This window comes from Niallia oryzisoli (assembly GCF_043641075.1).
GTDB classification, from domain to species: domain Bacteria; phylum Bacillota; class Bacilli; order Bacillales; family Cytobacillaceae; genus Bacillus_BD; species Bacillus_BD oryzisoli_A.
This window is the reverse complement of record NZ_JBHZRC010000002.1, coordinates 142,899-169,704: the sequence shown is the minus strand read 5'-3', so window position 1 is coordinate 169,704 and position 26,806 is coordinate 142,899. Positions and strand designations below refer to the sequence as shown.

Here is a 26,806-nt window from a genome sequence, read left to right as displayed (position 1 = left end):
AAAAGTGAGCTTCTTCAAAAAAATAAAAAGTAAGGGAGAGATTTACACATGGCAGAAATCCAAATGACAGATCAAAAAACGAAATATGGAAAGTATCTTGCCGAAATCGGCTGGGGGCCGGAATCAAGAAATCTAACAAGGGAAGAAGTGGTAGAAAAGCGAATTACCCCTCCGATTATTGGAGATGGTTTTAACTTACCTACAGCTACGCATCATATTGAATCATGGATTATTCCTGAGCCAAAGGCCTTTAGTGCCATGAGTCCTAAGGGAGGAATCCATAAGCACTTAGATTGCAGACCGCCAGGAATGTTTGCTGACGATGATGAAACATCCATGCTGGATAATTCACCGCATTATCATACGTATGACGAAGTGTATCTTTTTACTGGTACAAATCCATATGACAACCTAGATTTAGGCGGTGAAGTGGAGCTTTGGCTGGGGCTGGGTGATCAGGCTGAAAAGTTTACGTTTACCAAACCAACAATGGTGCATATACCGGCAGGCCTTGTTCATGGACCGTTAGTTTTTCGTAAGGTAAATGATTCAGCGCGTCCGATTAGCTGGGTAGTATTCTATGATTCTCCAGTGCTTAGCAATGTCCACGTTCGCATGCTGCCGCCAGGGTTTAAACAGCTGGGTGAAGAAGAGTGAAGGACTAGTCAATACTCATCGCCAAAATATCTGTAGGAGAATCAAGAGATGATCCATTCTCCTACGGTCTGAATATGAAAGGAAAGGTGGTAAAAATGAAAAACTATAAAACGGAACTCGATAATCCAAATCTAGAGAATCCTGCATTGGAATTTGAAGAGCTGCGGGGGAAATGTCCCGTTTCTCATACAGATGGATTTGGCGGAGGCTGGAATATTATCGGACATGAGGATATTGTCAAAACTGCCCTTGATCCAGGAACGTTTTCGAACGCAGGGGCGATCAGATATCCACATTTGCCAAGGTTCCCTTTTGAAGCAGATCCGCCCCTTCATACACCCTACCGAAAAGTCATGCAGGAGTTTTTTACAGACAAAAAAATGAAAACCTTTGCAGATAAGCTGAGACCGATTGCGATTGAGCTATTAGAACCTGTCATAAACAGAGGATATGGAGACATCGCAAAAGAAGTCAACTATCCACTGCCAGTCCGCGGCATCATGGCCTTTCTTAATCTGCCTGATCAGGATTGGCCGCGTATCATGCATTGGGCTGAGGAGCTTTACTATCGTGCAGCAGAAGGAGACCTTGCAGCAAGAAAGGCTGCGGCAGATGAACTAGAAGTTTACTGTAGAGAGGCAGTCGCATACAGAAAAGAAAATATGCTTGATCCAAAAGATGATTTGCTCAGTAAAATGCTACATAACAGCTCAGAAAGTGAAGGAGCCACGGTTACTGAGAATTTAGTTGTGGGCACATTGCATTTATTGTTAACAGCAGGACATGAATCGACCACAAGCTCTTTAGGGATTATTATCAATTATCTAGCGACCCATCCAGAAGACCGGAAGCGATTGCAGGATAATCCAGATTTAATCCCAAATGCGATTGAAGAAATCCTGAGATATGAGTCACCTGTACAATTTCACCCGCGAACCGTGACAAAGGATACAGTGATACAAGATCAGGAAATTAAAGCAGGCGAAAAGGTATTTTTACAATGGGGAGCAGGAAATCGCGACGAAGAGGTATTCCCGAATGCGGATCAATGTATCCTCGATCGAAATACGAAAAAAAGCCTTGTCTTTGGCTCAGGGATCCATAAATGTATTGGAGCACCAATTGCGAGAACACAGCTGCGGGTTGTCATTGAGGAGCTGTTAAATAGAACGGATTCATTCCGATTAAATGGGGAGATTCACCGAATCGGCTTTACTCGTTATGGAGTTAGTTCCCTGCCGATCCTAATCGAAAAATAGAAGGGCTGGAAGAGAGGTAAGAGTTTACGAGAATTTCATACTATTAGGGGGTTAATAAAAGATGAAAAAGCGTTTCTTTGTCATTTTAGTATTCTTAATGATGTTCTCATTACTGGCAGCCTGTTCTTCCTCATCCACATCCTCAAGCGGAGAGGGTGGAAGCAGTAAAAGCTATAATTGGACCATTACTTCAAGCTTTCCAGCTGGCCATAATATGAATGGAGTGCTCCATCAATTAAAAGATGAGCTGGATCAGCGTACAGACGGTGCGATTAAGATGACCATCCATGAAGATACACTTGGAAAGCCGACGGAAGCATGGGATATGGTGAAGGATAATACGGTCCAAATGACGTACACGGCAGAAGGTTATAACACTTCCCGTATGCCTGTGACAAATATGATAGCGCTTCCCTTTGAGGTAACAGACCCAGGGACAACATTAGAGGTACTTAAAAAGTGGGAAAAAGAAGGTCATCTGGCGGAATTGACAGATAATTTTAAAGTACTTGGCTATGTGCCCATTTCTGCTAGTCATCTTTTCCTTCGTGATAAAAAGGTTGAAAAAATGGAAGATCTAAAAGGGTTGAAGATAAGAGCTGTATCTTCAACGCAGGCAGAAACTCTTTCAGCGTTAGGGGCATCTGGAGTAACAATTTCTGGTTCAGAAGTGTACATGAGTCTTGATCGTGGTGTAATTGATGGAACACTGACAGGTATCGATAATATCCATGACCGAAAATTATATGAAACAGCTGATTATGCGCTCAAACTACCATTATATGAAGCTACTTTTACCTTACTGATGAATAAAGAAACATGGGATTCTTTATCCCCTGAATTACAGGAAACGGTACAAAAATCTGTAGATAAAGTAACGGCAGCGGAGCTGAAGCGCGTAGAGGAAATGGATAAAGAATTGTGGGACAAGCTTGAGAAAGAAGGCTTAATGGAAGTCTATACCCTATCAGAGGAAGAACAAAAAAGATGGCATGAGGCAACAAAAAATGTAGCGGAAAAGCATGCAGAAGAGCTTGAAAAACAAGGCTATCCAGGTAAAGCGGCATTAAAGTCTATGCGGGAAGCCACTGGACAATAAATGTGTAAAAGGACTAAAAAATGATGTTGGAGGTAAATGGATGAAATCAACGATTATTCCGGATAAAAATCGTCCTGTTGAGCCGGCAGATTTATCCTCTAGTCCAAGCAAACCGAATATGATTAACCGGTTAACTCGATATTGGAGTTATTTAGGGATGGTAGTACTCATGGGAATGGTTATCCTCGTTACCATCGATGTTGGCGGTCGTTATTTTTTCAATATGCCGATTGATGGCTCAACAGATATCATCGAGATCATGATGATCATCATGGTATTTAGCAGTTTTGCCTATGGGGCTACGGAAAACAAACATGTACGGATTGATTTCCTATACAATCGATTCTCAACAGTCCTAAAGGGATATGTGGACATTTTCACCTCCATTCTCAGTATCTTTATTGTGTTTTTGATTTCATGGCAATTGGGAGAGAGAGCAGTCAATATCATAAATAATCCACCAGGACCAACAACAAGCTATTATGGATGGGAGCTTATGCCCTTTATTGCCTTTGCTGCTTTTGGCAGTGCTTTATTAGCAATACAGCTTTGTACATGGTTATATGCTTCAATTAAATTGGCATTTGGAAAAGGTACCAACTTTCAAGGTAGCCTAAATGAAAGTGAAGCAGTTCCATCGCCTCAAGAATGAACAATTAAATAACCTTTCAAACACAGATACATGTGAACATGTCATGCTGTGATAAAAATTTATGGTGGTGAGAATGATGGATCCAGCAATCATTGGGATCATTGGATTCTTTGTCATGTTTGCTCTATTGTTTCTAGGAATGCCGTTAGGCCTTGGGATGGCATTTGTAGGATTTGGCGGTTTTGCGATGATATCCGGCATAGATGGAGCGTTAAATCAGTTGGGGAGGGTACCTTATTCAACGGTTGCTAGTTACACCTTTAGTGTTCTTCCGCTGTTCGTATTAATGGGAGAATGGCTTTCCCATTCCGGCATGATGACAAAATCATTTGGTGCCGTTCAGAAAACAATTGGCCGCTTACCGGGAGGACTTGCGATGGGCACGGTGGCAACCTGTACACTTTTTGCCGCTTGTACCGGCTCTAGCCTAGCCACTTCTTTGACGATGACAAGAGTTTCCCTGCCATCGATGCGGCAATACAAATACGATGACAAATTATCATTAGGGGCCATTGCTGCTGGAGGAACATTAGGCATACTACTCCCTCCAAGTACCCCAATGATTGTGTATTCAATTATGACAGGTGCTTCGATTGGTTCCCTGTTTATTGGTGGAATCATTCCAGGGTTACTGCTATCAGCGATGTTTATGTTAGGGATCTATGTTCAGTGTAAAGTAAAGCCGGAACTTGGACCAGCTTCTGAGAAATCAACCTTAAGTGAAATTCTAGCTTCATCCAAATCTCTATGGATGCCTTTTCTCTTAGTCTTTCTTGTACTAGGAGGAATTTGGGGCGGTATCTTTTCTTCATCTGAAGCGGGAGGAATTGGTGCATTCTTTGCCCTGGTTACGCTTGTGATGTTAAAAGGATTTGATATGCCTGCCATTCTTGCAGGACTCAAAGACACTGTCCTTACAACAGCTATGATTTTACTCATTGTTATGGGTGCGATGATTTTTGGTGAGTTTATGACCATTAGCGGTGTGACGACTATGTTAGCAGAATTTTTTACAAGTCTTCCTTTAGGCAGTACAGGGATCTTAATTATGATTCTACTAATGTATATCCTTTTAGGCTGTGTCTTGGATTCCTTAGCGATGATTCTATTAACGCTGCCACTAATATTTCCAGTCATTGAATCCATAGGTGTTGACCCGATTCTTTTCGGAATTTTACTCGTTATTACAATTGAGATGAGCTATATCACACCACCGCTCGGGATGGTTGTGTTCGCCTTAGCAGGAGCCGTTCAGGATGTACCGATGTCAAAAATCTTCCGTGGTTCGATGCCGTTCTTTGTCATCATGGTGATTTTCCTTGGAATATTGGTGGCATTCCCAGAAATTGTCCTATGGCTGCCAGAATCGATGAAAAGTTAGCGTAAGTGAAGAGGATGAATTTAACTTTATATTTCAGAAAATTCAGTAAAAATAATAAGGTAACCGAAGGGAGAAATATATCATGAAACAAAAAGAACAATTTGATGTCGTCGTAATCGGTGCAGGGATTGCTGCATCTGCTTCAGCTATCACAGCAGCTGAAAAAGGGGCAAGAGTTCTCATGCTAGAAAAAGCTCCGAAACATGAAGCCGGCGGTAACGGACGTTATACAGGCGGCGGCTTCCGAATTGTCCACAAAGGAAATGCGGAGCTATATGACTATATGACGGGGATTCCAGAAAGTCAACGTCAATTAATTGACGTGAATGAATACACAGAGGATGAATTCTATTCCGATATCATGCGTGTAACAAACGGTAGGGCTGATATTGCCTTAACCGAAATGGTTGTCAAGGAATCCAATAATGCCTTTAAATGGGTAGATTCCTTAAATATTGGATGGGACGTTAACTATGAAATGGCAACAAGAGTAGGCGAACGAATGGTATTTACGCAAGGTGCGATTCCTTTAAATGTAAAAGGCGGCGGAGAAGGCTTTGTTGATTCAATGATTGAAATAGCTATCAAAAAAGGAGTAAAGGTCCGCTTTGATACAAGTGCCACAAAGCTTTTAATCGATGAGGATGGAGCGGTTTGCGGCGTAAGAACTAAGAGCAAGGGTGAAGGTCAAGATATTTACGCCAACTCGGTGATTATTGCAGCAGGCGGCTTCTCTGCTAATGCCGAAATGCGTGCCAAATATTTAGGCAAAGGCTGGGATTTGGTAAAGGTAAGAGGCTCTAAGCACAATACGGGTGAAGTAATCAAAATGGCATTAGAAGTAGGGGCTCAAGCTGCAGGTGAATGGAGCGGATCCCATTGTACGCAAATTGATCTTAGTGCTGCGGATGTAGGCGGCGGTTTAAGTACTGACCGTAAGTCTTATACGTATGGTATTTTAGTCAACACAAATGGAGAGCGCTTCTTTGATGAAGGCGAGGATTTCCACGGCTATACGTATGCTAAATTAGGCAGAATCACTCGTGACCAGCCGAATGGAGTGGCCTTCCAAATCTTTGATTCAAAGGTATTTGACCACTTAATGAGTGATTATTCCCACCAAACACCAGTAGAGGCCAATACGATTGAAGAACTTGCGGAAATGCTGGATATTTCTGTAGAGGCCTTGAAAAAGACGGTGGAGGAATATAATGCGGCCGTTCAGGAAGGTCCATTTAATCAAGCTGAACGTGATGGAAAGCAAACAAAAGGTCTTGCGATTAATAAATCCAACTGGGCGCAAAAAATTGATAAAGCTCCATTTAGAGCCTATCCGGTTACTTCCGGAATCACTTTTACCTTCGGTGGAGTAAAGGTCAACAAAAACGGGCAGGTGCTGGATGTAACAGATAAGCCGATCAAAGGATTGTATGCAAATGGTGAATTGGTTGGAGGCTTCTATATTGGAAACTATCCAGGCGGCTCTGGAATTGTACGTAATTTAGTGTTAGGACGTAAGGCTGGGAAGCATGCTGCTCTTGCTGATGGAATGGTGAAAACAAATTAATTGACTGATAAAGGAGTGATAGAATGCGTGTTGTAGTGTGCAGCAAAGCGGTTCCAACATGGGTTGACAATCTGGAATATGATGAACAAAACAAGAAAATCAACTATGACAGCAGTGCGTTAGTAATGAATGAATCCGATGAAGCCGCTTTAGAAGAGGCCTTATTTCTAAAAAAAGAATACGGTGCAGAGGTTATTGTCTTAACCGTTGGTGGTTTAACGTCCCAGGAAATGTTATATCAATCAATGGCAAAGGGGGCTGACCGAGTCATTCGGGTCAGCTCTGACCAAGCCGATGATGCTGCAGAGATTTTAGCAAAAGCTATTGAACAGCTGGAGTGTGATCTTGTCTTAACCGGTGTCGAATCCAGTGATGCGATGACGGCTAAGACAGCCATGCTGCTGGCTGAAGAGTTACAGCTGCCCCATGCTTTTGTTGTTACAAACATTGAATATGATGAGGATCAGTCAATGATAAAGGCAACATCTGAGCTTGGGCAAGGTCAATATGAAGTGCTTGGTTTACCATTTCCTTCATTAATATCCGTTCAATCGACAACAAGACCAATTAGTCAAGCATCCGTCATGAAAGTTCTGCAGGCGCGAAAAAAGAAAGTGGAATCTATGACACTTGATAGTCTGGGATTGACGGAACACAAGAATTCTAATGCGTTTCGCATTGTAGATCTATTTGACCCTCCAGTCAATGATGCTTGTGAAATCATTGAGGGAAACCTTGAAGAAATTTCAACTGTCTTAATGAGGAGGATTGCTGATGCAGCTAGATAAGGATTATAAGAATATCTTCATATTAGCAGAAGCAAAAAATGGTGAACTGGATACATTAGCCCTGCAAATGGCAAGCCGCGCAAGACAGCTTGCCGACGAGTGGGGCTGTGAGCTAAATGCACTGATCCTAGGGCATGACCTTGAAGCTCCTGTCCAGCAATTATCAGATAAAGGCTTTAATCAAATCTATGTCTTGGATCATGAAGAGTTTGAGCCCTATCACCCTGAAGTCTATGTGAATACCGTTACGAAATTCATGAATGAACAAAAACCTTCCTTATTACTTGTCGGCTATACGTATTTAGGAATGGAGTTAGGACCGATTTTATCCAAACGATTAGGGACAAGCTTACTCAGCAATTGTGTTGATATCACTCATGAAAATGACAGTCTGTTTGTAACAAGACCAATGTTTAACGGTGATGTATTTGCCAAAATTGAGGTAAATGAATTACCGCTGATTGCAAGTATACAGAAAAATTACTTACCGCCAATCGAAGGAAGTTTTCTGCCGGCTAAAGTCATCGCTGTCCAGCCAACCCAACAGGCTGATGATGTCCGAGCCAAAATTTTATCCATACTTAGTCCTACTATTGAAGGAATTGATATCACAAAAGCAGATATCCTAGTGTCTGTCGGTAGAGGAATTGGAACGAAAGAAAATATTGAGTTAGCAAGGCAATTGGCTGAAAAGCTGAATGGAACAGTGAGCGGCTCCCGGCCGATTACAGATATGGGATGGCTGCCGCATGAATGCCATGTGGGGATTTCAGGCCGGATTGTCCGTCCAAAAATCTATATTGCGTTAGGGATCTCAGGAGCATCCCAGCATGTGGCAGGGATGGTCGATTCACAATATATCATTGCGATTAATAACGATCCGAATGCTCCTATTTTCAGGGTAGCAGATTGCGGAATCGTGGGGGACATTATGGATGTTGTTCCAGCCCTTTTAGAAAGTGTCCCACAAGCCTAATAAATACAAAGTGGAAAAGTGGAGGAGAGACTATGTCAAAGAAACCGATTACGGTCCTTGGTGTTGGAGATGTCATTATTGACCGAGAAGAACCAGAAACGATATTTCAGCATGTAGCTGAAGTGATGCGCTCAGGGGATATTACCTTTGCTAATTGTGATCAAACCTATTCTGATATTGGTTATGCAATTCGCGGCAGCGCTACTTATTCTGCCAGCAGAAACATTCCAGCCTTGCTTTATGGAGGTTTTGATGTCCTCTCATTAGCAAATAATCACACGGTAGACTGGGGCAGAGAAAATTTAATTGACACGATGGAGAAATTAGATGAGGTCAATCTTCCATATTGCGGTGTGGGTAGAAATATTGAGGAAGCAAGAAAACCAGTGATTATAGATCGAGAAGGGACAAAGGTTGGCTTTTTAGCCTACTCCTGCGTACATCCGAAAGGCTTTGAAGCCGATGCGAAAAAATCAGGTCTCGCCCCTGTACGTATTTGGACCATTTATGATCAGATTGACTATCAACCTGGAACACCACCAAGGATTGTGTCAATGGCCTATAAAGAAGATTTAGAGGCAATGGTCAAAGATATTAAAAAGCTAAAGCAGGAAGTAGATGTCGTCGTCGTGTCCTATCACTGGGGCCAGCATATGATTCCGCGCGTCATACCAATGTATTGCCATGAAGTCGGTCATGCGGCAATTGATGCTGGAGCAGATTTAATTCTTGGAACACATACCCATATTGCTAAAGGAATTGAAATGTATAAAGGGAAAGCCATTTTCTACTCTACAGGGAATTTTGCAGCAGAAATCGGACCTGGTACGGCCGATGGACCAGGAGGACCGCCGACAGGATTATTAGAGAGATATAATGTGACCGCTGATCCAGAGATGCCAAAGGGCTATGTTTCCCGTGAGGCAAGAAACACGATGATTGCCAAGGCCTATATTGAGGATGGAGAAATTAAAAAGGTTACGTATATTCCATGTTATATCAACAATAATTGTGAACCGGAAATTGTAGTAAATGACGATTCATTAGGTCAGGGTGTGTTTAATTATATTGAAGATATTTCCAATAGTGAAAACCTAAATGTCAAGTTCAGCTGGGACGGGGATGAAGTTTTAATCGAATCTAAAGAATAGATTTTTAGACTTCCAGTGTCCAACAATCATTCTACTATATAAGTAATACTAACTCATTCGCTAAGATGTCAGGTTTTCAAAGCAGCACGTATCTTTTGCTGCTGCCTGGCATCTTACCGCAAATGTGTTTCGATACATATATTCAATGGAGGTGTCCTATGAAGGATTTTAAAATAGCTGTGACAGGTGATTCTATTATCAACCGCCGGATTTCCGTTCAACAAGATCCAGGATTTCTATCATTAGTCAATGTACTTAGAAATGCTGATGTATCCTATACCCATTTTGAGTCTAATATTCATGATTATGATGGACCTGAAGTCTACCCTGCAGCTGAGGCCGGTTGGACGTGGATGCGCTCACCACGTTTTGTGGCTGATGAATTGAAATGGGCAGGATTTGATATGGTTTCCCATGCATCAAACCATTGCTTAGATTATTCCTACGGAGGTCTATTCTCTACATGGAAAGCTCTTGATGAAGCAGGTCTTGTACACGCGGGAACAGGCAGAAATCTGGGAGAAGCTCGGGAACCGAAATATCTTGAGACAGCCAAGGGAAGAGTTGCACTCATTTCAATGAGTTCTACGTTCACCGGCTGGGCAAGAGCAGGGGAAACAAGGCAGGATGTGAAGGGCAGACCGGGTCTGAATCCACTTCGTCATTACTTTAGTGCAGACCGTACCATCATTGAAACGGTGAAGGATCTTGCTTATAAGATGGGCTGGGGAATCTCCAACAACGGGAAGGAATGGTATTTTAATCCGCCTGGATTGATGATGGCGATTCAGCGCTTTGTCGAAAGGGATGAACCGGGGATTACAACTGTAGTGGACGAGGACGATGCAGCAGGGAATCTAAAAGCAATCAAAGAGGCTGCAAGACAAGCAGATCATGTGATTGTCGCCCTGCATAGTCACGAAATGCATCCGGAAAAAGGTTTAAATGTACCGGCAGAGTTTGTCCAATCCTTTGCCAAGTCTTGTATTGATGCAGGTGCAAGTGTCTTTGTCGGACAGGGCAGCCATGCGCCGTTAAGAGGAATTGAAATTTATAACGGCAAACCAATCTTTTACGATCCAGGTGATTTCTTTGCCATGAGCAGCACCGTCACAAGGCTTCCGGCTGATTTCTTTGCCAGACCTGGCTATGAACCAGAGTTAAAGAATGGCCAAGCGACAACGGCAGACGGTTTCGATGCCCGTGATGCCTTACCAAAACCATTAAATCCGCCTGGTGGACATTTTGCTGTGAAAGTATTCGGCTCTATCATTCCTGTGTGTACGTTTAATGAGACAGGAGAATTTACCGAACTAGTCCTTTATCCAGTAACGATGGATCATAAACCACGCACGACCGGCGGCATTCCAAGGCTTGCTGAAGGTGAGTTAGGAGAACAGATTATTGACTATTTAGGAGAGTTATCCGCACCATTTGGGACGCACGTAGAATACAGCGATGGTAAAGGGCTGATTCGCTTAAAACATCCTGTTAAATAATGATCGTCGATCCAAAATCTCACTGATTCTTGGATCGGCTGACTAACTAGATTAGTAGATTTTAAATGTTTAGGGTTTTTCTTATGAGCGATATTTTGGTCAATGTTCTTTTTCTGCTCGTTATGCTCTTTTTGACACAGCTTTTTCTGGACGTTTACAAAAAAGATTGGGCAACGAAAGATATCAAAGTATTTGTGTTCTTATCAGGACTGGTTTCTTTTATCTTTTTTGTCTTTTTTCCATTCTCCAGTAATGAAGGCATGAATTATGATATCCGTGTTGTACCGTTAATTGTCGCCAGTTTATATGGGGGACCCTTAGCCAGTTTTTGCTTATACATTTGTGGTTTTGTTGTCCGGCTAGGTTTAGGAATTAATGAAACTTCTTGGATTACAGCCTCTATCTATGCGTTAATCCCGGTATTAACCATCTTTTTTCATCATCTTTTTTTAAAAGCAAATAGGAATCATAAACTATGGATTTCGATAGGCATTTTGTTTATTCACATGTGTTTCAGTGTAATCATAAATAATTTCATTTTTCACTTAGCTGCTCCCTTCAGCATTATTCTAATAGGTGCCTTAATTAAATTAGTGTGTATCGTTCTTACCGTTTGGACATACGAAAAAATCATTTTAAATCATCAATTGAAAAATGAATTGCTTGAAATGGAAAAGATGGAAATGGTCAGTCACTTAAGCGCATCTGTCGCACATGAAATTAGAAATGGTTTAACAGGTGCCAAAGGCTTTATCCAGCTATTAAAAGAGAACGAAAAGGATCCTCAAAAACAAAAATATATTGGGATTGCTTTAAGTGAACTGGAAAGATCCGATATGATTATTCGCGATTTTCTTACTTTTGCCAAACCAGCACCTGAAAAGGTGGAAACCATCAATGTAGAACAATTACTCAAGGAATTAATTGAGATTCTTAATCCTCTATCCCATATGAATTCCATTGTAGTGAAAAAGGATCTTCTTCCGATTTCCATTATTGGTGAAAAAAGAGTGGTGCAGCAGGCTCTCTTAAATATGTTGAAAAATGCGGTTGAAGCCATGCCAAATGGCGGAGAATTAACCATTTCGATGAAGCAGCATAAGAACCAATATGAAATTGTGATACAAGATACTGGTTTAGGGATGGACGAGGTGCAAATGAAGCGTTTAGGAAAACCCTATTTTACAACGAAAGGCCAGAAAGGAACTGGATTGGGGTTAATGGTGGCGTATCGTGTCATCCAGCAACTAAATGGACAAATCAAAGTGAACAGTGAAAAGGGGAAAGGAACAGCGTTTCATATCCTTCTGCCATTTACAGCAGAAAGTAATGAAACAATTGACGAAAAGATGCTGCCTAAAGAAATCCACATTCATACTTAATTTTAGTATTGATACTACATTTAAAAAGGAGGTATCCCACATTGATAAATGTATCCGTTGGAAAAATTAACAACGTGTTGGGTCATCAAGAAATTAAAAGTACAGAATATTTTGAAGTATTTGATCCAGGAAATAAAACAGATGTAGTGGCAAGTGTGGCAAGAGGGACAAAGGAGACAGCCAATCAAGCAGTAGAAACGGCTCACCAAGCTTATTTGAAATGGAAGTCTGTATCTGTAAAGGAACGAATTCAATTGGTCAAACAGGCCGCAGTGGTATTAGAAGAATCAACAGAATCCTTAAGACCCTTACTGATAAGAGAGAATGGCGGGACTGTTAAGGAATCCACTGCAGATTTTATTCGAGGGGCTAGTATGATTCACAATATGGCGGATCGCGCTGAAGCGTTTCTCGAACCATCACGTTTTGAAAATACAGTGAGCAGGATGAGCATTGAAAAGAATCCGATTGGGGTCGTTGGCTTAATCGTTCCATGGAACTCTCCAATTATATTGACCATGTCCAAATTAGCTCCTGCATTACTTGCCGGAAATACAGTCGTTGTAAAGCCTTCACGTGAGGCCCCTGTTGCCTTGACATTAGCTTTAAAAGCGATGGCAAAAGTCCTCCCGCATGGTGTCATCAATGTGGTGAATGGACGGTCTGATGTCACGATTACATTAACCGAACATCCTTTAGTAGGTAAAATTTCTTTTACAGGTGGAACGCAAACAGGCAGCGCAATCATGGCCAGTTCAGCATCGACGGTTAAAAGGGTTAGTTTAGAGCTAGGGGGAAATGATCCAGCCATCATTTTGGATGATGCAGATATAAATAAAATCATGCCTAGACTATGTAAAGGAATTTTCACCAGAGCAGGTCAAATCTGCTTTGCTGTCAAGCGGGTCTATGTTCCAAACCATATGTTAAATGCGGTGTATGAGGCAATGTCTGACATCGTGAATGACTATCAAGTCGGCCACGGATTGGACGGCCGAACGACATTTGGACCGTTAATTAATCAGAAGCAATATGATTATGTACAAGGCTTAGCGGAAAAAGCAAGACAATCTGGTGCGACGGTTAGACAGCTCGGGAAAAAAGTTGACCCAGAGCAATGGCAAAACGGCTATTATATGCTGCCATCTATTGTAAGGGATATTGATCCTCGTCACGAATTGGTCGTTAGCGAACAATTTGGACCGGTTATTCCATTAATCTCGTATAGCTCAATCGATGAAGCAATTGAAATGGCAAATGGAACCGAATTTGGGTTGTGTTCTTCCGTATGGTCAGAGAGTCAAGAGCGTGCATTAGCTGTAGCCCGGAGAATAGAAGCGGGCGGAACCTTCATCAACAGTCATAATGTGGATTCACTTTCACTTGATATGCCGTTTGGCGGTGTTAAACAAAGCGGATTAGGGAGAGAAAGAACAGAGATAGGTTTCTCTGAATACATCGAGTATCAAGCCATTCGTATGTTGAAAGAAAGCTAATTTCATAGAAGCATTGTTAAAGTGTCATTATGGACTTTGGACTTTTTCGCTGGTTGATTGTAGTGGAAGGCACGCAGACTCCTGCGGGAGATGCGAGACAGGCGAGACCCCGGAGACACGTAGTGTCGAGGAGGCTCGGCGGTCGCCCTAAGGTGCGCGAAGTGCCTGGAACGAAAATCAACAACATAGTTGAACGGAGCTTAATATAAAAAGGATGTGAATGTAAATTGAATAAAACTGTGAATAAAGACCATTTATCAAATATAAAAGACATGCTTCAAACGGGGAAGCTCCCGCAGTGGATCATGACAGATCCTGAAATCCATCAATTAGAAATTGAGAAAATATTTAGCAAGAAATGGTATTTTATCGCCCATGAATCTGAGATCCCGAATAAAGGAGATTATGTATCCAGATGGATTGTTCATGATCCCGTTCTGGTCATACGAAATGGCGAGGGTGAAATAAACGCATTTATCAATTCTTGTACACACCGTGGTGTCCACTTGTGTACTGCGGACTTAGGTAATAAGAAAACCTTTACCTGTCCATATCACGGCTGGACTTATAACATTGAAGGCGAATTGGTCGGTATTCTTGCTGGAAATAAATTATATGGTGAAGATATGGATAAAAAGGAGTGGGGGCTCAGGAAAGTACCAAAGGTTGAAAGCTATCATGGATTAATTTTTGCCTCCCTTAATCCGGACTCAGAGCCATTAGAAGAATTTTTAGGCGGGCTAAAATGGTATTTTGATATTATGCTTGGCCGCAGTAATAAAGGAATGGAAGTCATCGGAGCACCGCAGCGCTGGGTTGTGGATACCAATTGGAAGGTAAGCGCGGAAGTGTTTGTGGGTGATGCTTATCATACAGCAATGACACACCGCTCGACCGTTGAACTTGGAATCAGTCCGAAGGATCCGTTATTTGCCAGCAACGGCTATCAAATCCAGCTCGAAAACGGTCATGGATTAAACGTAATTCAGCCGCCAGCTTCTGTTTCCATTCCGCCATATCAGGGTCTACCTGAAGAGCTGTGGCCTATGTTTCAAGAAAATTTAACAGAAGAACAATTATCCGTCTTTAAAAATACAATGGTGTTCAATGGGAACTGCTTTCCAAATCTCTCTTTCCTAAGTCCAATGCATGGAAAAGGAGAACACGAGAACCTAACAAACTTCCTAACAATCAGGCAATGGCGTCCGCTTGGACCGGACAAGATTGAAGCTTGGTCATGGGTATTGGTAGACAAAGAAGCACCACAGGAATTTAAAGAAAATTCTTATAAAAGGTACGTGAATACCTTTGGTCCAGGAGGAACCTTGGAGCAGGATGATACTGAATTATGGACAAGGCTTGCAGACGCAAGCAAAGGTGTAACTGCCCGAGATAAGAGCTTACATTTTAATAATGTTGTGAATTATTTAATGGGGCTGGATTTCGTAGAACCAGTTGACGATTTTCCAGGACCGGGTATTGCTTACCCGACAACCTTCCTAGATGTAGTACACAGAGGCTTTTATGAATATTGGCAGGAATTATTGTCAAAGGAATCCTGATTAAGAGGAGGTACATTCATGGTTAATATACAGGAGCAGGATCAATATATCATTGATTTAGAATTACAGAATGAAATTACCTTGTTTTACTATCGTGAAGCAGAACTGCTGGATACAAGAGATTATCAATCGTGGTTTCAGCTGCTTTCCGAAGATATTATCTACCGCATGCCGGCGCGGGTGACACGTGAGAGCTCAAATGGATCGGATATTATTGATGAAATGAGCTATTTTGAAGATGATTATACCACAATGAAAACGCGGGTTGACCGCTTGTATACGAAATCAGCATGGTCCAATGATCCGCCTTCACGCACTCGCCATTTTATCAGTCATGTCCGAATCAAGAAGGGCAGGAATGAAAACGAATTAGAAGTGAAAAGCTATTTTCAATTTGTTCGAAATCGAGGCAATCAAACGATAAATGATCAACTAACAGGTGAACGTGTAGATATTTTACAAAGAGACGGCCATGATTGGAGAATCGCAAAAAGAACCATCTATCCTGATCATGCCGTGATCGGAACACAAAACTTGCATAACTTTTTCTAATTAAAGGAGTGGACGCGCATGGAGAATAATGAAAAATTAGCAGAATTTCGAAAAGTGATTACAGAGCAGCGGAAACCATTACCGAGGGTGCCGGAGGATGATTGGGAACATGTCGTCGTTCATGCAGATGCAATACCTTGGTACAGTCCGGGTAAGGAAACAAATCCTTCTCGCTTAGGACCTGTGCTTCAATTACCGGTAAAGAGCTTTGAAATTTTTTTACAGGAAATTGAAGCGGGTACCGCATCAGATATGCAGCGTCATCACCATGAATCCGTTCATTATGTGATGTCAGGGACGGGCTATAGTGAGATTGGTGATAAAACCTATCATTGGTCTACAGGTGACTTTGTTTATACACCGCCGATGGTCTGGCACAGGCATTACAACAGCAGTCAGGAGGAGCCGGTCCGAATGTTCCTTGTGGAAAATTCGAAGCTGCTGGAAACCTTCGGGCTGAATTTTCGCGAATCAGAAGGTTCGATTGATTATGCAGAACTTCAAGAACGATTAAAAAAGAAAAATACTGAACTTCAAATATAATCTGAGTGTTGCTCGAATCTGACAAATGAAAGGGGGAGAAAGAGCTTGTCTGCTTATGAGATTAATAAACTGTTTCACGCCATTTCAGTTAATGAGGAAGTGAAGCAAAGATATGTAGAGAATCGGGAAAAGGTCATGAATGAATATCACTTGAACGAGCAGGAACAAAGGATGGTTCAAGAAAATGATTTTGCCGCACTTACAGAATATGGAGTCAATGGTCTTATTTTAATGAGAATCAAAGACGTTCATCAAGTTCCAGTTCCGGAAATGTTAAAAAGCTTAAAGTCGCGAGAATCATAGATACAAAGTGTGAAAAAAACATCTGGAGGTAAAAGAATGAGTAAACTGGTAGCTGCCCTTGCGATGAGTCACAGCCCGTTAATTCCATCGATTCCAACGGCTCCGCCCATCGAAAAGCGAGAAAAAGTACAAGAAGCATATGATCAATGCAGAGTCATATTAGAAGAGAAAAAACCGCAGGCGATTATTATTATATCTGCTGAGCATATGAGCACCCTGTCGCCACAATTAATCCCTCCTTTTACTTTAGGTGTGGCCGAAAGCTATTCAGGCCCGCTTGATAAATGGATTGGCATTCCACAAAAGGAATATAAAGGATCACTCGAATTTTCCCATTTCCTTCTGTCTAGGCTTTATCAAAATCATTTTGATGTGGCCATGGCGGGTGAGTTGGCTCTTGATCATGGAATCATTCAACCATTGCACTTTGTGGAACCGCGAGAAGAGGAAGTTGTGGTCATCCCTGTCGTGTTGAATGGGATTACGCCGCCATTACCGTCCATGAAGCGATGTTATGAATTTGGAAAAGTACTGCGAGAAGCAATTGAAGAGCAGGAAATCTTTGAAAGGGTGGCCATTCTCGGGACAGGCGGCTTGTCACACTGGGTCGGTACGAAAGAAATGGGAACCGTTAATGAAGAATGGGACCGACGCGTCTTAGATTTGATTCAATCAGGCCGGGCAAAGGAATTTGCCTGTATGAACGATGAGGAAATCATCCCTGCCGGTAATGGCGCAGAAGAGGTTCGTGCTTGGTCTGTAGTGGTTGGTGCTTCTTTATCCAATCAAGGTCAGGTCATTGCATATGAAAACGTGAAGGAATGGGTAACAGGGCTGGGCTTTGTTGAAATGAAAGTGGAAGAGGGTGCCTTAGTTTGAGAGAGACAGTTCATGATGTAAAAGGAATTTATGCGATTATCCCTACTCCTGCCATACCTGGTGCAGATCAAATCACCACGGCAGATACGGTGGATTATGAAGAAACGGTAAGAGCTGTCAATTGTATGATTGAAGATGGCGTCGATGCGATTATGACAACAGGTACTTTCGGCGAGGCCGCAACACTGACATGGGAAGAGCATCTAAACTTTGTTGCAACAGTCGTGGAAGCAGCCAAAGGCCGAGTTCCTATCTATGCTGGTGCGACGACATTAAATACAAGGGACACCATTGTAAGGGCGAAGGCATTTCAGGAAAAGGGCGTTTCGGGCTTATTATTAGGCCGTCCGATGTGGTGTGAATGTGATGATGATACGATTGTCAGCTTTTACCGTGATGTGGCAGAAGCTGTTCCGGAGCTGGGCATTATCGTCTATGACAATCCGGTAGCTTTCAAAGGAAAGATTAGCTCAGCTGTTTATGCCCAGTTGGCTGAAATCCCTTCTATTATCGCAGCTAAATGTACCTCACTTGGCCAAGCGTTTTGGAATGATGTAGACGCTGTAAAAGGAAAAATCAGAATGCTGCCGATGGAGCGGGATTGGTATGAAGGCTGGAAAACGAAACCAGCTGAAATTTTAGCCTGCTGGAGCGGAGCCGCTTCCTGCGGACCACAGCCGGCTGTTCAATTAAAACGTAGTATTTTTACTGGCGATGAGGAAAAGGCACAGGAAATCACAGAAGGCATGCAGCATGCCTCACAGACCTTTTTTCCAGACGGAGAATTTAAATTGTTTGCCAAGTACAATATTCAGCTGGAAAAAATCCGCATTAATGAAGCTGGATATATCAATGCAGGTCCAAGCCGTCCTCCTTACACGAAAGTACCGGAAGAATATGCAGAAGGTGCGAGGGAAGCAGGCAGACGTCTGGCGGAATTACGGAAAAAATACAGTGGTCAATTGACACTGATGAACGAAAGTGAGTCGTGAACGGATCGCGGCACAATATTTCACAATAAATGATTATCAGCACTCTATTAAAATAGAAAAGGGGTTGTGAAGGATGGAATCTGCAACAAAGAATCAGAAATTAAACCTAAAGTGGCCGGAGGAAGGAATTACGAGAGTTCCCTATCAAGTTTTTTTAGATCAGAATGTATATGATGAAGAGCAGAAGCAAATATTCCGCGGTCCAACCTGGAATTATCTTTGCTTAGAAGCAGAGCTGCCAAATCGGAATGATTATAAGACGACCTTTATCGGGGATACACCAGTGGTTGTCACACGGTCAACAGATGGTACGTTCAATGCCTTTGTTAACCGCTGTGCCCATCGCGGCGCAACCGTATGTATGGATTCCTGCGGAAATACCCGGAATTTTACCTGTGTTTACCATGCATGGGTGTATGATGATAAAGGAAATTTGAAGGGTGTTCCATTTAAAAATGGAGTCAACGGAAACGGCGGGATGCCGGATGATTTTGATACAAAGAAGCTATCTTTGACAAAGGTCAGAGTAGAAAACTATCACGGAATGCTATTTGGAACCTTTGATGAAACGCTAGAGCCGATTGACCAATATATTGGCGAAAAAATGGGTCATTATTTGCAGCGTGTCTTTAATGGACGGCCTATTAAAATATTAGGTTATCAGCGTCAAAAAATGCAGAATAATTGGAAATTATATTTTGAAAATGTAAAGGATTCCTATCATGCCAGCCTGCTACATCTTTTCTTTACAACATTCGGCATTAACCGACTGTCACAAAAGGGTGGCATTGATTTAGATGAACGTGGCATGCATCATGTCAGCTATACGTTCGGCAATAAAAATGAGAATGAAAATGTATATAAAGATGAAAAGGTCCGCTCCTATTCCAAATATACGTTAGACGATCCATCCTTACTTGATGGGTGGAATGAATTTGAGGATGGCATTACACTGGCGATTCAATCAATTTTCCCTGGTGTCATTCTGCAGCAAATTCATAATACATTAGCTGTACGCCAATTGCTGCCAAAAGGCCCAGGGGAATGTGAGCTTGTCTGGACGTTTATCGGTTATGAAGACGACACCGATGAGCAGATTGAAATGCGCTTAAAGCAAAATAACCTAGTTGGTCCGGCAGGCTTTGTTTCGCTGGAGGATGGCGGCATTGGGGAAATGGTGCAAAAAGCGATTGTACGAGATGGAGAGAAAACGGCCTTCATTGAAATGGGAGGCAAAGATGTAAAAAGTGAAAACTACCGAATTACGGAAACATCTATTCGTGGCTTTTGGAAGCAATATCGAACGTTAATGGGAATTTAATAGATAGGAGGAATTGGGATGAGTAATCAGGAAACGCTAGGTTTGACAGAGGTTAAGGAAAAAATCCAACAATTAAATGATCAGTATATTCATTGTATTGATGATGATCGGCTAGAGGAATGGCCTGAATTTTTTACAGAAGATTGTACCTATAAAATCATCTCAAGAGAGAATTATGCCAGGAATCTACCGTCTGCACTCGTTTATTGTAAAAGTAAAGGCATGTTAAAGGACCGCATTTCCGCTCATAGAAATGCCAATATCTTTGAAGCCCATTTTTACCGTCATATCGTCAGCAACAGTCTGTTAGTCGATGAGACAAATGGTGTCTACCATGTTCAATCCAATTATGTCGTATTCCAAACTAAATTAGATGGGAATACAGAAGTCTACAATACTGGGAAATATATCGATCAAGTTGTATTCGAAAAGGGAAAGCCCAAGTTAAAAGAACGATTAGCAGTCTATGATACATTAAATATTCCTAGTTTACTTGTTACGCCTATTTGAGTAAAAAGGAAAGGGACAAATAATAGTATCGTGTACCAATAGGGTGATTTTTGACTCATCAAGCCGAATAGCGATTCGACTATTTTGACAAGCTGAAAGCTGTTTGAAATAAGTCTTCAAGGGATGAGTCAAAAATCTGCCTCACATAAAAGGATTGTTAAATTATCCCCAAAAGGTATGGCGTCTTACATACGCAGTGCCTCATTTCCAGCCAAAGTCCCGGCGTATGTTGTTTGCTTCTTCTTAAAGTAAAGGAATGATAAACAATGGTCAAATTAATTAATTTACTGGTATTTTTGGCTGTTGCCAGCTATGCCTTCTATTTGTTTTTCCAGCTTGTGTACAGCCGATATTTGTTTATTAAGATGGGAAAAAAGGCAGCATTTGAACCTGCTTTCAAGGAGAGAATCAACAGTGTATTAATAAACGGCTTCGGTCAGCGAAAATTGTTTAAAGACAAGAAAAGCGGCCTTTTCCATTTTATCTTATTCTATGGTTTTTTTATTATCCAAATCGGTCTCATTGAACTTATAATAAAAGGATTTATCACTGGTTATGAGTTTCCATTCGGTAGCGCACACAAATACTTCAGTCTCTTACAGGAATGGGCGACATTTCTTATGCTTATTGCCATCCTTTATGCTTCATACCGCCGTTATGGGGAAAAGCTAACGCGGCTTCAATGGAGGAGGGATGGAAAAGCAGCCTTTGTCTATATGGCTTTGACCGTGCTGACGCTTTCTATTCTACTGACACTAGGTTTTGAAACGGTGATGCTGAATGATGAACCGAATTTCAAATACGCTCCTTTCTCAGGTGTCATTGCAGCTGCTCTTTCTGGAATCGGTACGACTGCCAGCACTGTTCTCTTCTACTTGTTTTGGTGGGTTCATATGCTGACTGTAATGAGCTTTATGGTCTTTGTACCACAGTCCAAGCAGGCACATGAATTGTTTGCTCTTATTAATGTCTTCTTAAAGAAGACCGGTCCAGCAGGGCGCTTAAGAAAAATCGATTTTGAGGATGAGAATGTAGAGGAATTCGGGGTAGGGAAGATTGAGGATTTTAGACGCGACCAGCTGGTTGACTTATATGCTTGCGTTGAATGCGGACGTTGTACGAATATGTGTCCTGCCTCTGGAACAGGAAAGATACTTTCTCCGATGCATTTGATCATTAAGATGAGGGATCATTTGACAGAGAAGGGTGCGGCCGTCACCTCAAGGGCGCCGTGGATGCCATCATTTGCTTTCCCCGGAAACGGAGTGAATCAAGCCGCGGCAGGATCAGAGGCTCTAGCGGACCAGTTGATCGGTGACGTCATTACAGATCAGGAACTTTGGGCATGTACAACGTGTCGAAACTGTGAGGACCAATGTCCGGTAATGAATGAGCATGTGGACAAAATTATCGATATGCGCCGTTACTTAATTATGACAAAGGGAGAAATGCCAGCAGATGCTTCAAGATACTTGCAGAATATTGAACGGCAGAACAACCCATGGGGCCTTAATCGTAAAGACCGCATCAAATGGCGGGAAGGAATGGAAGACATTGTTAAGACGGTAAGAGAAACGGACGAATTCGAGGTTCTGTATTGGGTAGGATCGATGGGCTCATACGATGCAAGAAGCCAAAAAATCACGAAGTCATTTGCCCGCCTGTTGAATAAAGCAGGTGTAAAGTTTGCGATCCTTGGTAATGAAGAGAAAAATTCAGGCGATTCTGTACGCCGATTGGGGAATGAATATTTATTCCAAGAATTGTGCGTACAGAATATTGAAACGTTTCAATCACATGGTGTGAAGAAAATCGTAACGATGGACCCGCATGCGTTCAACACGTTCAAGAACGAATATCCGGAGTTCGGCCTTGAGGCAGAGATACTGCATCATACTGAATACCTCCTGCAACTGATTAAGGAAGGGCGCTTGAAACCGAGGAAGGAGGTTCTGGAGAAAGTGGCCTATCATGACTCCTGCTACATTGGGCGATACAACGGTATGTATGATGCTCCACGTCATATTCTCCGCATGATTCCCGGGATTGAGATTCTGGAAATGGAGCGTAACCGTGAGGATGCACTATGCTGCGGTGCCGGCGGTGGCCGGATGTGGATGGAGGAGCAGGAAGGCACACGGATCAATATTACCCGGACGGAAATGGCACTTGCCACAAATCCAACGATTATCGGCAGTAACTGTCCATACTGCTTAACGATGCTTACAGACGGCACGAAGGCCAAAGAGGTCGAATCACAGGTGCAGACATTGGACATTGTTGAGATTATCGAGCGATCACTATGAGATCTAATAATGAATTGAATGGACTGTTCGTGAGAGCTGGATTAACAGGCTAAATTATAGTATTTGATACTGAATAGTTTGTCTTAAACAAGGGTTGATTTTCGCTGCTTTAGAAGCAGAAGAATCAACCCTTATTTATATTGCGCAAAAAGGTATACCAAAACTAGATTTTATATCTTATACTTATAAATAATTATAATATTCAGATTAATTGATATAATCATTTTGGTAATACAATGTTCTGTACCAAAAAGGGAGGGATGCTCATGAGCATAGCCGTCATCGCCATTGTTACACTGCTCGTCATATATTTTATCGGGGCAAACCTTCCAATCAATATTGGAATTTTAGGGTTTGCCGCCGCTTTTATCGTCGGTAAACTTTTTTATGGGCTTAGTTTGGACGAGGTTTTTCGTGCATTACCTGTAGATCTGTTTATTCTCATAGTGGGAATTACCTTTATGTTTGCCCTTATTCAAAAAAGCGGAGCCTTTGATTTGATTGCTGCTGTTGGTTTGCGATTGGTAAAGGGGAAGATTGGGTTAATCCCTTGGGTCATGTTTGCATTGAGTTTGGTTTTGGCGGGTGTTGGCACCTTCGGCATTGCAGTTGTTACGATGTTAGCCCCCATTGCTTTACAAATTGCCGATAAATGTAAGATCAGCAAGCTCATGATTAGCATCATGATTATGATGGGGATGCAGGCGGGCTCGTTCTCCCCCTTAAATATTTTTGGTGTCATTGTCAATAGTGGGATGCAGACTAGAGGTCTTGAATACTCACCAGTATTACTCCTACTTAATTGTTCCATCTATTTCGGTATAATTGCATTTCTTTCCTTCTTTCTCCTTGGAGGAGTTCGCATATGTAGGAGGAATTCAACGGCAATGATATACGTTGCCGCATCGATGGAAAGGATAAATGAAAAGGATTGGTTAGAGAAAGGGAAAGCGGGATTAGATTTTTATAAAGGGTGTTGTCTTGTGGCGATCCCGGTACTAGGAATTTTAACCATTGGGTTCGGTATGAATATAGGGATTATAGCCATTTTTTTAGGATTGGTACTTTCCTTCATTTCACCTAGTAAACAATCTAATGTTCTGAAAGCGATGCCATGGGGAGTTATCCTTTTAGTAACAGGAATATTAACATATGTTCGAGTGATGGAAAGGATAGGGGTAATGGCTAACCTGACAGATTCTATTGCGGGAATGGGGAATCCTGTTCTAGCAGCACTTGCCGTTTCGTATGTCAGTGGATTTATTTCCGCTTTTTCCTCAACAACTGCTTACCTGGCTTCTGTTATTCCAATGGCAGAATCAATCCTTATGAATCCTCAATTATCATCGATCGATGTCATATCAGCAATTTCGGTCTCATCCAGTCTTGTTGACTTAAGTCCGCTTTCTTCCGCAGGTGCCATTTTGCTTGCTAATGTTCAAGGAATAAAAGAAAAAGTATTCTTTAGGCAGCTCTTAATGACCACCGGCATTTTTTTTGCTATTGGTCCAGGTTTAGCCTGGCTTTTATTTATTGTGATCGGGATGCCTTGGTAACTAATCTTTATTTGTTGAGGAATATAGTAGAATAGGCTAATGGTTTTAAATCATATATACATTGGTCAATCTGAATAGTAACGAAAAGGGACTAGAAGGATGTGACTAGTCCCAAATAATCCCTAAACATTACGTAGACGTTAAAATGTGTACCCTTTGCCCTCCCTATTATAGAATAAGGATAGTCTGAATTAATGCAATAGCAGCAGTCGTTATAATGGGTGCAATCTTTAGCAAGAGTAACCCATCAGTTGATGAAATAAGTGGATCAAGCGGGTCTTTTGCAGGTGAAGCAAGGAGATTGATAAATCGTATCCACCTGTTAGGCTTCATTGGAAAATCTGGTATCTCCACATGATATTCATCCATCCTCTTACTTAGATGCTGATCCTTATCAAAGGGATCCTGCGTCATATTCGTCTCCCTCCAATTCTACCTTTAATTTTTTCATCGCCATGTGCAATCTTGATTTAACCGTCCCTTTTGGAATCCCAAGGATATTGGCGATTTCCTCTTGAGGCATGTCGTGATAATAGAACAGGATGACAACAGCACGCTGTATTTCAGGGAGCTTTGCAACAGCCTCTCGAACGGTTATCCGGTCTGAATGATGGAAATCATCCTGCTTAACTTGTGCAAGAAAGGGCAAAAGGCTTCTCCATTTACTGCGCCGGTTCAGCTTTGTAACCATTAAGCGATAGGCAATTTGAAAGAGATAGGACTTCAGCTTTCCTTTGTTAGGATGATAATCGCTCTTATAACGCTGCAGCTTCACAAACGTATCCTGAACAATATCTATGCTGAACTGCTCATCCCGTGTGTAGCGAAAAATAAATGAATAAAGCGGCTCTTTTAATAGGGTATAGATTCCTTCCAAAGCCTGGTTATCACCATTTTGGTATGCGACCATTAACTCATCTTCACGTTCATTCAATCTCATCGCCCCAGCGTTCCTTTATCGCCTTTAACGTCATAGATACCCTAGAAATTAAGTAAAGCATCGATACAAGTGTCCAAACCTGTGCTTGATTTGTAAAAAATTGGACAAAAACATTTTCAACATTTTCCCCACTGGAGACTAAAAAATTTAGAGCCTGCACACAGATAATGGAATAGGCGGCAAGACCAATTGTAAGAGTATCAAAAACGTTCCATCTCAAAAATATTTTTGTTTTCTTATAATTGATTTTACCATTTTCCCGGACAATATGCTTACGATCCATTGGAATCGCAATCGCCAAAATAAAAATCATTAGCACACCTGCAACAATAAGTGAAACAATCCAACCAGTATCCAATCTAAACATCCCCCATCATTCTTCTTTGCTAACTATACAAACGAGGAAGCCATAAGGTTCATTAACTGTGAAAAATTTTTGTAAACCTCCAATAGTAAATAGCCGTTAGTAACGTTGTACACGAAAATGTCGGAATATTCCAGCGGATTATAAAACCATTCAGTTATGATAAAGAGGGGGACTCTTTTTCATGGTGAGAAAGTTTGAAAGCAATTAATTTATGGGAGGGCTGCAAAATGAAAAGAAAAATAATGATATTACTGCTGTTCGTATTGGCCTTTTCCTTATTAGTTAGCTGTGAGGAAGGCAAAAAGGTGAATGAAACAACTAGCACGGAAGAGAATGAAGCAGTTGAAGAAAAGAAAGATATTTACGACCTTGTAGAAATAAAAGAGGCTGTAAATCAAGAAGGTATTGCCCCAAATGGTGAAAAGGTAAGATATATATATGAGGTACCTATCATCCTTATCGATAAACCGGGAGCACAAAAAATAAATGAAACGTTTTTAAGCTTGGAAAAGGACATGGAAGAACGAATCGGAGATGGCCAAAATTTAACTATTTTTATAGAATCAAAGGCCTATTTAAATGATGGGATCATATCAGTCGTGATGGACATTAAAAAGCCAGGTCCGGGCGGCATACATGTTGTGAATTATGATATAGAAAAAGATCAAGAGGTTAGTACGAAGGAATTACTAGAGAAATATCATTTTGATCCCCAAAAACTGATAGAAGGAATTAATAGGCAAGTGAAAATAAATGAGAGCAAACCAGAGGAAGAAAGAAGCTTCATGAGTATAGACTTTTTTATCGATACAATTAATACAAATGGTGATGAATCTCCTCGTAATAATTTAATAGAGCTTAAAACACTTGAAGAAAAAGAAAGCTATGTCATCGAAAACATAGATAAATTAGATGCTTATATAAATCATGATGGAAAAATTGTGTTCATTCATATGGCAGAGCTAGAGGATAAAGAGCTTGTTGTTAAGTAAATGAATAATGACAAGAAACAGGGGGATGGAAGTAGGAACCTGCCTATAAATCATTCTAAGTTACTAGTTTCTTTTG

Annotated in this window: 26 protein-coding genes; 23 read left to right on the top strand and 3 right to left on the bottom strand. The window is 41.5% G+C overall.

The window, feature by feature from the left end:
- The first annotated feature begins 48 nt into the window (after positions 1-48).
- The 22 genes from ACHUFV_RS10345 to ACHUFV_RS10240 all read left to right on the top strand — a co-directional run bounded on the left by ACHUFV_RS10345 (position 49) and on the right by ACHUFV_RS10240 (position 24,431).
- Positions 49-657: a hypothetical protein gene (locus ACHUFV_RS10345; protein WP_394233767.1), complete on the top strand. Its 609-nt coding sequence runs from the start codon at positions 49-51 to the stop codon at positions 655-657.
- A gap of 95 nt (positions 658-752) precedes the next feature.
- Positions 753-1,916, top strand: coding sequence for a cytochrome P450 (locus ACHUFV_RS10340; protein ID WP_394233765.1), 1,164 nt, complete (start codon positions 753-755; stop codon positions 1,914-1,916).
- Positions 1,917-1,977: 61 nt separating this feature from the next.
- A complete protein-coding gene (locus ACHUFV_RS10335; RefSeq protein WP_394233763.1) occupies positions 1,978-3,015 on the top strand; it encodes a TRAP transporter substrate-binding protein in 1,038 nt (345 codons plus the stop codon).
- Between the two features lie 40 nt (positions 3,016-3,055).
- Entirely contained in the window at positions 3,056-3,667 is a 612-nt protein-coding gene (locus tag ACHUFV_RS10330) for a TRAP transporter small permease (protein WP_394233761.1), read from the top strand.
- Between the two features lie 76 nt (positions 3,668-3,743).
- A complete protein-coding gene (locus ACHUFV_RS10325; RefSeq protein ID WP_394233759.1) occupies positions 3,744-5,048 on the top strand; it encodes a TRAP transporter large permease in 1,305 nt (434 codons plus the stop codon).
- An 82-nt stretch (positions 5,049-5,130) separates the two neighbouring features.
- A complete protein-coding gene (tcuA, locus tag ACHUFV_RS10320) occupies positions 5,131-6,615 on the top strand; it encodes an FAD-dependent tricarballylate dehydrogenase TcuA (RefSeq protein WP_394233757.1) in 1,485 nt (494 codons plus the stop codon).
- 23 nt (positions 6,616-6,638) lie between these two features.
- Entirely contained in the window at positions 6,639-7,403 is a 765-nt protein-coding gene (locus ACHUFV_RS10315) for an electron transfer flavoprotein subunit beta/FixA family protein (protein WP_394233755.1), read from the top strand.
- Positions 7,390-8,379 carry an electron transfer flavoprotein subunit alpha/FixB family protein gene (locus ACHUFV_RS10310; protein ID WP_394233753.1) on the top strand — a complete coding sequence of 330 codons (990 nt, stop codon included), beginning with the start codon at positions 7,390-7,392 and terminating at the stop codon, positions 8,377-8,379. Before ACHUFV_RS10315 ends, ACHUFV_RS10310 begins: the two co-directional genes overlap by 14 nt.
- Before the next feature lie 32 nt (positions 8,380-8,411).
- Positions 8,412-9,530, top strand: coding sequence for a CapA family protein (locus ACHUFV_RS10305; RefSeq protein WP_394233751.1), 1,119 nt, complete (start codon positions 8,412-8,414; stop codon positions 9,528-9,530).
- Positions 9,531-9,688: 158 nt separating this feature from the next.
- Positions 9,689-11,029, top strand: a complete 1,341-nt coding sequence (locus tag ACHUFV_RS10300; protein ID WP_394233749.1) for a CapA family protein — start codon at positions 9,689-9,691, stop codon at positions 11,027-11,029.
- A gap of 83 nt (positions 11,030-11,112) precedes the next feature.
- Complete coding sequence (locus ACHUFV_RS10295) at positions 11,113-12,411, top strand: ATP-binding protein (protein WP_394233747.1); 1,299 nt, start codon at positions 11,113-11,115, stop codon at positions 12,409-12,411.
- Positions 12,412-12,452: 41 nt separating this feature from the next.
- Positions 12,453-13,907: an aldehyde dehydrogenase family protein gene (locus tag ACHUFV_RS10290; protein WP_394233745.1), complete on the top strand. Its 1,455-nt coding sequence runs from the start codon at positions 12,453-12,455 to the stop codon at positions 13,905-13,907.
- Positions 13,908-14,134: 227 nt separating this feature from the next.
- A complete protein-coding gene (locus ACHUFV_RS10285) occupies positions 14,135-15,469 on the top strand; it encodes an aromatic ring-hydroxylating oxygenase subunit alpha (protein WP_394233743.1) in 1,335 nt (444 codons plus the stop codon).
- A gap of 18 nt (positions 15,470-15,487) precedes the next feature.
- The gene (locus tag ACHUFV_RS10280; protein ID WP_394233741.1) at positions 15,488-16,021 is read left to right on the top strand and encodes an aromatic-ring-hydroxylating dioxygenase subunit beta; all 534 of its coding nucleotides are present in this window, start codon (positions 15,488-15,490) and stop codon (positions 16,019-16,021) included.
- Positions 16,022-16,039: 18 nt separating this feature from the next.
- Complete coding sequence (locus tag ACHUFV_RS10275; RefSeq protein WP_394233739.1) at positions 16,040-16,564, top strand: cupin domain-containing protein; 525 nt, start codon at positions 16,040-16,042, stop codon at positions 16,562-16,564.
- Between the two features lie 45 nt (positions 16,565-16,609).
- Entirely contained in the window at positions 16,610-16,867 is a 258-nt protein-coding gene (locus ACHUFV_RS10270) for a hypothetical protein (RefSeq protein WP_394233737.1), read from the top strand.
- 36 nt (positions 16,868-16,903) lie between these two features.
- Positions 16,904-17,746, top strand: a complete 843-nt coding sequence (locus ACHUFV_RS10265) for a DODA-type extradiol aromatic ring-opening family dioxygenase (RefSeq protein ID WP_394233735.1) — start codon at positions 16,904-16,906, stop codon at positions 17,744-17,746.
- Complete coding sequence (locus tag ACHUFV_RS10260) at positions 17,743-18,738, top strand: dihydrodipicolinate synthase family protein (RefSeq protein ID WP_394233733.1); 996 nt, start codon at positions 17,743-17,745, stop codon at positions 18,736-18,738. Before ACHUFV_RS10265 ends, ACHUFV_RS10260 begins: the two co-directional genes overlap by 4 nt.
- 73 nt (positions 18,739-18,811) lie before the next feature.
- Positions 18,812-20,059 (top strand): aromatic ring-hydroxylating dioxygenase subunit alpha, encoded by a 1,248-nt coding sequence (locus ACHUFV_RS10255; protein WP_394233732.1) that lies wholly within the window; start codon positions 18,812-18,814, stop codon positions 20,057-20,059.
- An 18-nt stretch (positions 20,060-20,077) separates the two neighbouring features.
- Positions 20,078-20,569, top strand: a complete 492-nt coding sequence (locus ACHUFV_RS10250) for an aromatic-ring-hydroxylating dioxygenase subunit beta (protein ID WP_394233730.1) — start codon at positions 20,078-20,080, stop codon at positions 20,567-20,569.
- A 266-nt stretch (positions 20,570-20,835) separates the two neighbouring features.
- Entirely contained in the window at positions 20,836-22,875 is a 2,040-nt protein-coding gene (locus ACHUFV_RS10245; protein ID WP_394233729.1) for a (Fe-S)-binding protein, read from the top strand.
- Between the two features lie 266 nt (positions 22,876-23,141).
- The gene (locus ACHUFV_RS10240) at positions 23,142-24,431 is read left to right on the top strand and encodes an SLC13 family permease (RefSeq protein WP_394233727.1); all 1,290 of its coding nucleotides are present in this window, start codon (positions 23,142-23,144) and stop codon (positions 24,429-24,431) included.
- Positions 24,432-24,599: 168 nt separating this feature from the next.
- Here ACHUFV_RS10240 and ACHUFV_RS10235 read toward each other — a convergent pair whose 3' ends face one another.
- The 3 genes from ACHUFV_RS10235 to ACHUFV_RS10225 are packed head-to-tail and all read right to left on the bottom strand — an operon-like array spanning position 24,600 to position 25,738.
- Positions 24,600-24,845 carry a hypothetical protein gene (locus ACHUFV_RS10235; protein ID WP_394233726.1) on the bottom strand — a complete coding sequence of 82 codons (246 nt, stop codon included), beginning with the start codon at positions 24,843-24,845 and terminating at the stop codon, positions 24,600-24,602.
- Positions 24,826-25,341, bottom strand: coding sequence for an RNA polymerase sigma factor (locus ACHUFV_RS10230; protein WP_394234455.1), 516 nt, complete (start codon positions 25,339-25,341; stop codon positions 24,826-24,828). Before ACHUFV_RS10230 ends, ACHUFV_RS10235 begins: the two co-directional genes overlap by 20 nt.
- A 16-nt stretch (positions 25,342-25,357) precedes the next feature.
- Positions 25,358-25,738, bottom strand: coding sequence for a group-specific protein (locus ACHUFV_RS10225; RefSeq protein ID WP_394233724.1), 381 nt, complete (start codon positions 25,736-25,738; stop codon positions 25,358-25,360).
- A gap of 227 nt (positions 25,739-25,965) precedes the next feature.
- Between ACHUFV_RS10225 and ACHUFV_RS10220 the strand changes: the two genes are divergently transcribed.
- Positions 25,966-26,730 (top strand): hypothetical protein, encoded by a 765-nt coding sequence (locus ACHUFV_RS10220; RefSeq protein ID WP_394233722.1) that lies wholly within the window; start codon positions 25,966-25,968, stop codon positions 26,728-26,730.
- Positions 26,731-26,806: the final 76 nt, after the last annotated feature.

Excerpts from the sequence above, each read along its gene's own strand:
- ACHUFV_RS10345 (WP_394233767.1), top strand. The coding sequence starts at position 49 with ATGGCAGAAATCCAAATGACAGATCAAAAAACGAAATATGGAAAGTAT.
- ACHUFV_RS10340 (WP_394233765.1), top strand. The coding sequence starts at position 753 with ATGAAAAACTATAAAACGGAACTCGATAATCCAAATCTAGAGAATCCT.
- ACHUFV_RS10335 (WP_394233763.1), top strand. The coding sequence starts at position 1,978 with ATGAAAAAGCGTTTCTTTGTCATTTTAGTATTCTTAATGATGTTCTCA.
- ACHUFV_RS10330 (WP_394233761.1), top strand. The coding sequence starts at position 3,056 with ATGAAATCAACGATTATTCCGGATAAAAATCGTCCTGTTGAGCCGGCA.
- ACHUFV_RS10325 (WP_394233759.1), top strand. The coding sequence starts at position 3,744 with ATGGATCCAGCAATCATTGGGATCATTGGATTCTTTGTCATGTTTGCT.
- tcuA (WP_394233757.1), top strand. The coding sequence starts at position 5,131 with ATGAAACAAAAAGAACAATTTGATGTCGTCGTAATCGGTGCAGGGATT.
- ACHUFV_RS10315 (WP_394233755.1), top strand. The coding sequence starts at position 6,639 with ATGCGTGTTGTAGTGTGCAGCAAAGCGGTTCCAACATGGGTTGACAAT.
- ACHUFV_RS10310 (WP_394233753.1), top strand. The coding sequence starts at position 7,390 with ATGCAGCTAGATAAGGATTATAAGAATATCTTCATATTAGCAGAAGCA.
- ACHUFV_RS10305 (WP_394233751.1), top strand. The coding sequence starts at position 8,412 with ATGTCAAAGAAACCGATTACGGTCCTTGGTGTTGGAGATGTCATTATT.
- ACHUFV_RS10300 (WP_394233749.1), top strand. The coding sequence starts at position 9,689 with ATGAAGGATTTTAAAATAGCTGTGACAGGTGATTCTATTATCAACCGC.
- ACHUFV_RS10295 (WP_394233747.1), top strand. The coding sequence starts at position 11,113 with ATGAGCGATATTTTGGTCAATGTTCTTTTTCTGCTCGTTATGCTCTTT.
- ACHUFV_RS10280 (WP_394233741.1), top strand. The coding sequence starts at position 15,488 with ATGGTTAATATACAGGAGCAGGATCAATATATCATTGATTTAGAATTA.
- ACHUFV_RS10275 (WP_394233739.1), top strand. The coding sequence starts at position 16,040 with ATGGAGAATAATGAAAAATTAGCAGAATTTCGAAAAGTGATTACAGAG.
- ACHUFV_RS10265 (WP_394233735.1), top strand. The coding sequence starts at position 16,904 with ATGAGTAAACTGGTAGCTGCCCTTGCGATGAGTCACAGCCCGTTAATT.
- ACHUFV_RS10255 (WP_394233732.1), top strand. The coding sequence starts at position 18,812 with ATGGAATCTGCAACAAAGAATCAGAAATTAAACCTAAAGTGGCCGGAG.
- ACHUFV_RS10250 (WP_394233730.1), top strand. The coding sequence starts at position 20,078 with ATGAGTAATCAGGAAACGCTAGGTTTGACAGAGGTTAAGGAAAAAATC.
- ACHUFV_RS10245 (WP_394233729.1), top strand. The coding sequence starts at position 20,836 with ATGGTCAAATTAATTAATTTACTGGTATTTTTGGCTGTTGCCAGCTAT.
- ACHUFV_RS10240 (WP_394233727.1), top strand. The coding sequence starts at position 23,142 with ATGAGCATAGCCGTCATCGCCATTGTTACACTGCTCGTCATATATTTT.
- ACHUFV_RS10235 (WP_394233726.1), bottom strand. The coding sequence starts at position 24,845 with ATGACGCAGGATCCCTTTGATAAGGATCAGCATCTAAGTAAGAGGATG.
- ACHUFV_RS10230 (WP_394234455.1), bottom strand. The coding sequence starts at position 25,341 with ATGGTCGCATACCAAAATGGTGATAACCAGGCTTTGGAAGGAATCTAT.
- ACHUFV_RS10225 (WP_394233724.1), bottom strand. The coding sequence starts at position 25,738 with ATGTTTAGATTGGATACTGGTTGGATTGTTTCACTTATTGTTGCAGGT.
- ACHUFV_RS10220 (WP_394233722.1), top strand. The coding sequence starts at position 25,966 with ATGAAAAGAAAAATAATGATATTACTGCTGTTCGTATTGGCCTTTTCC.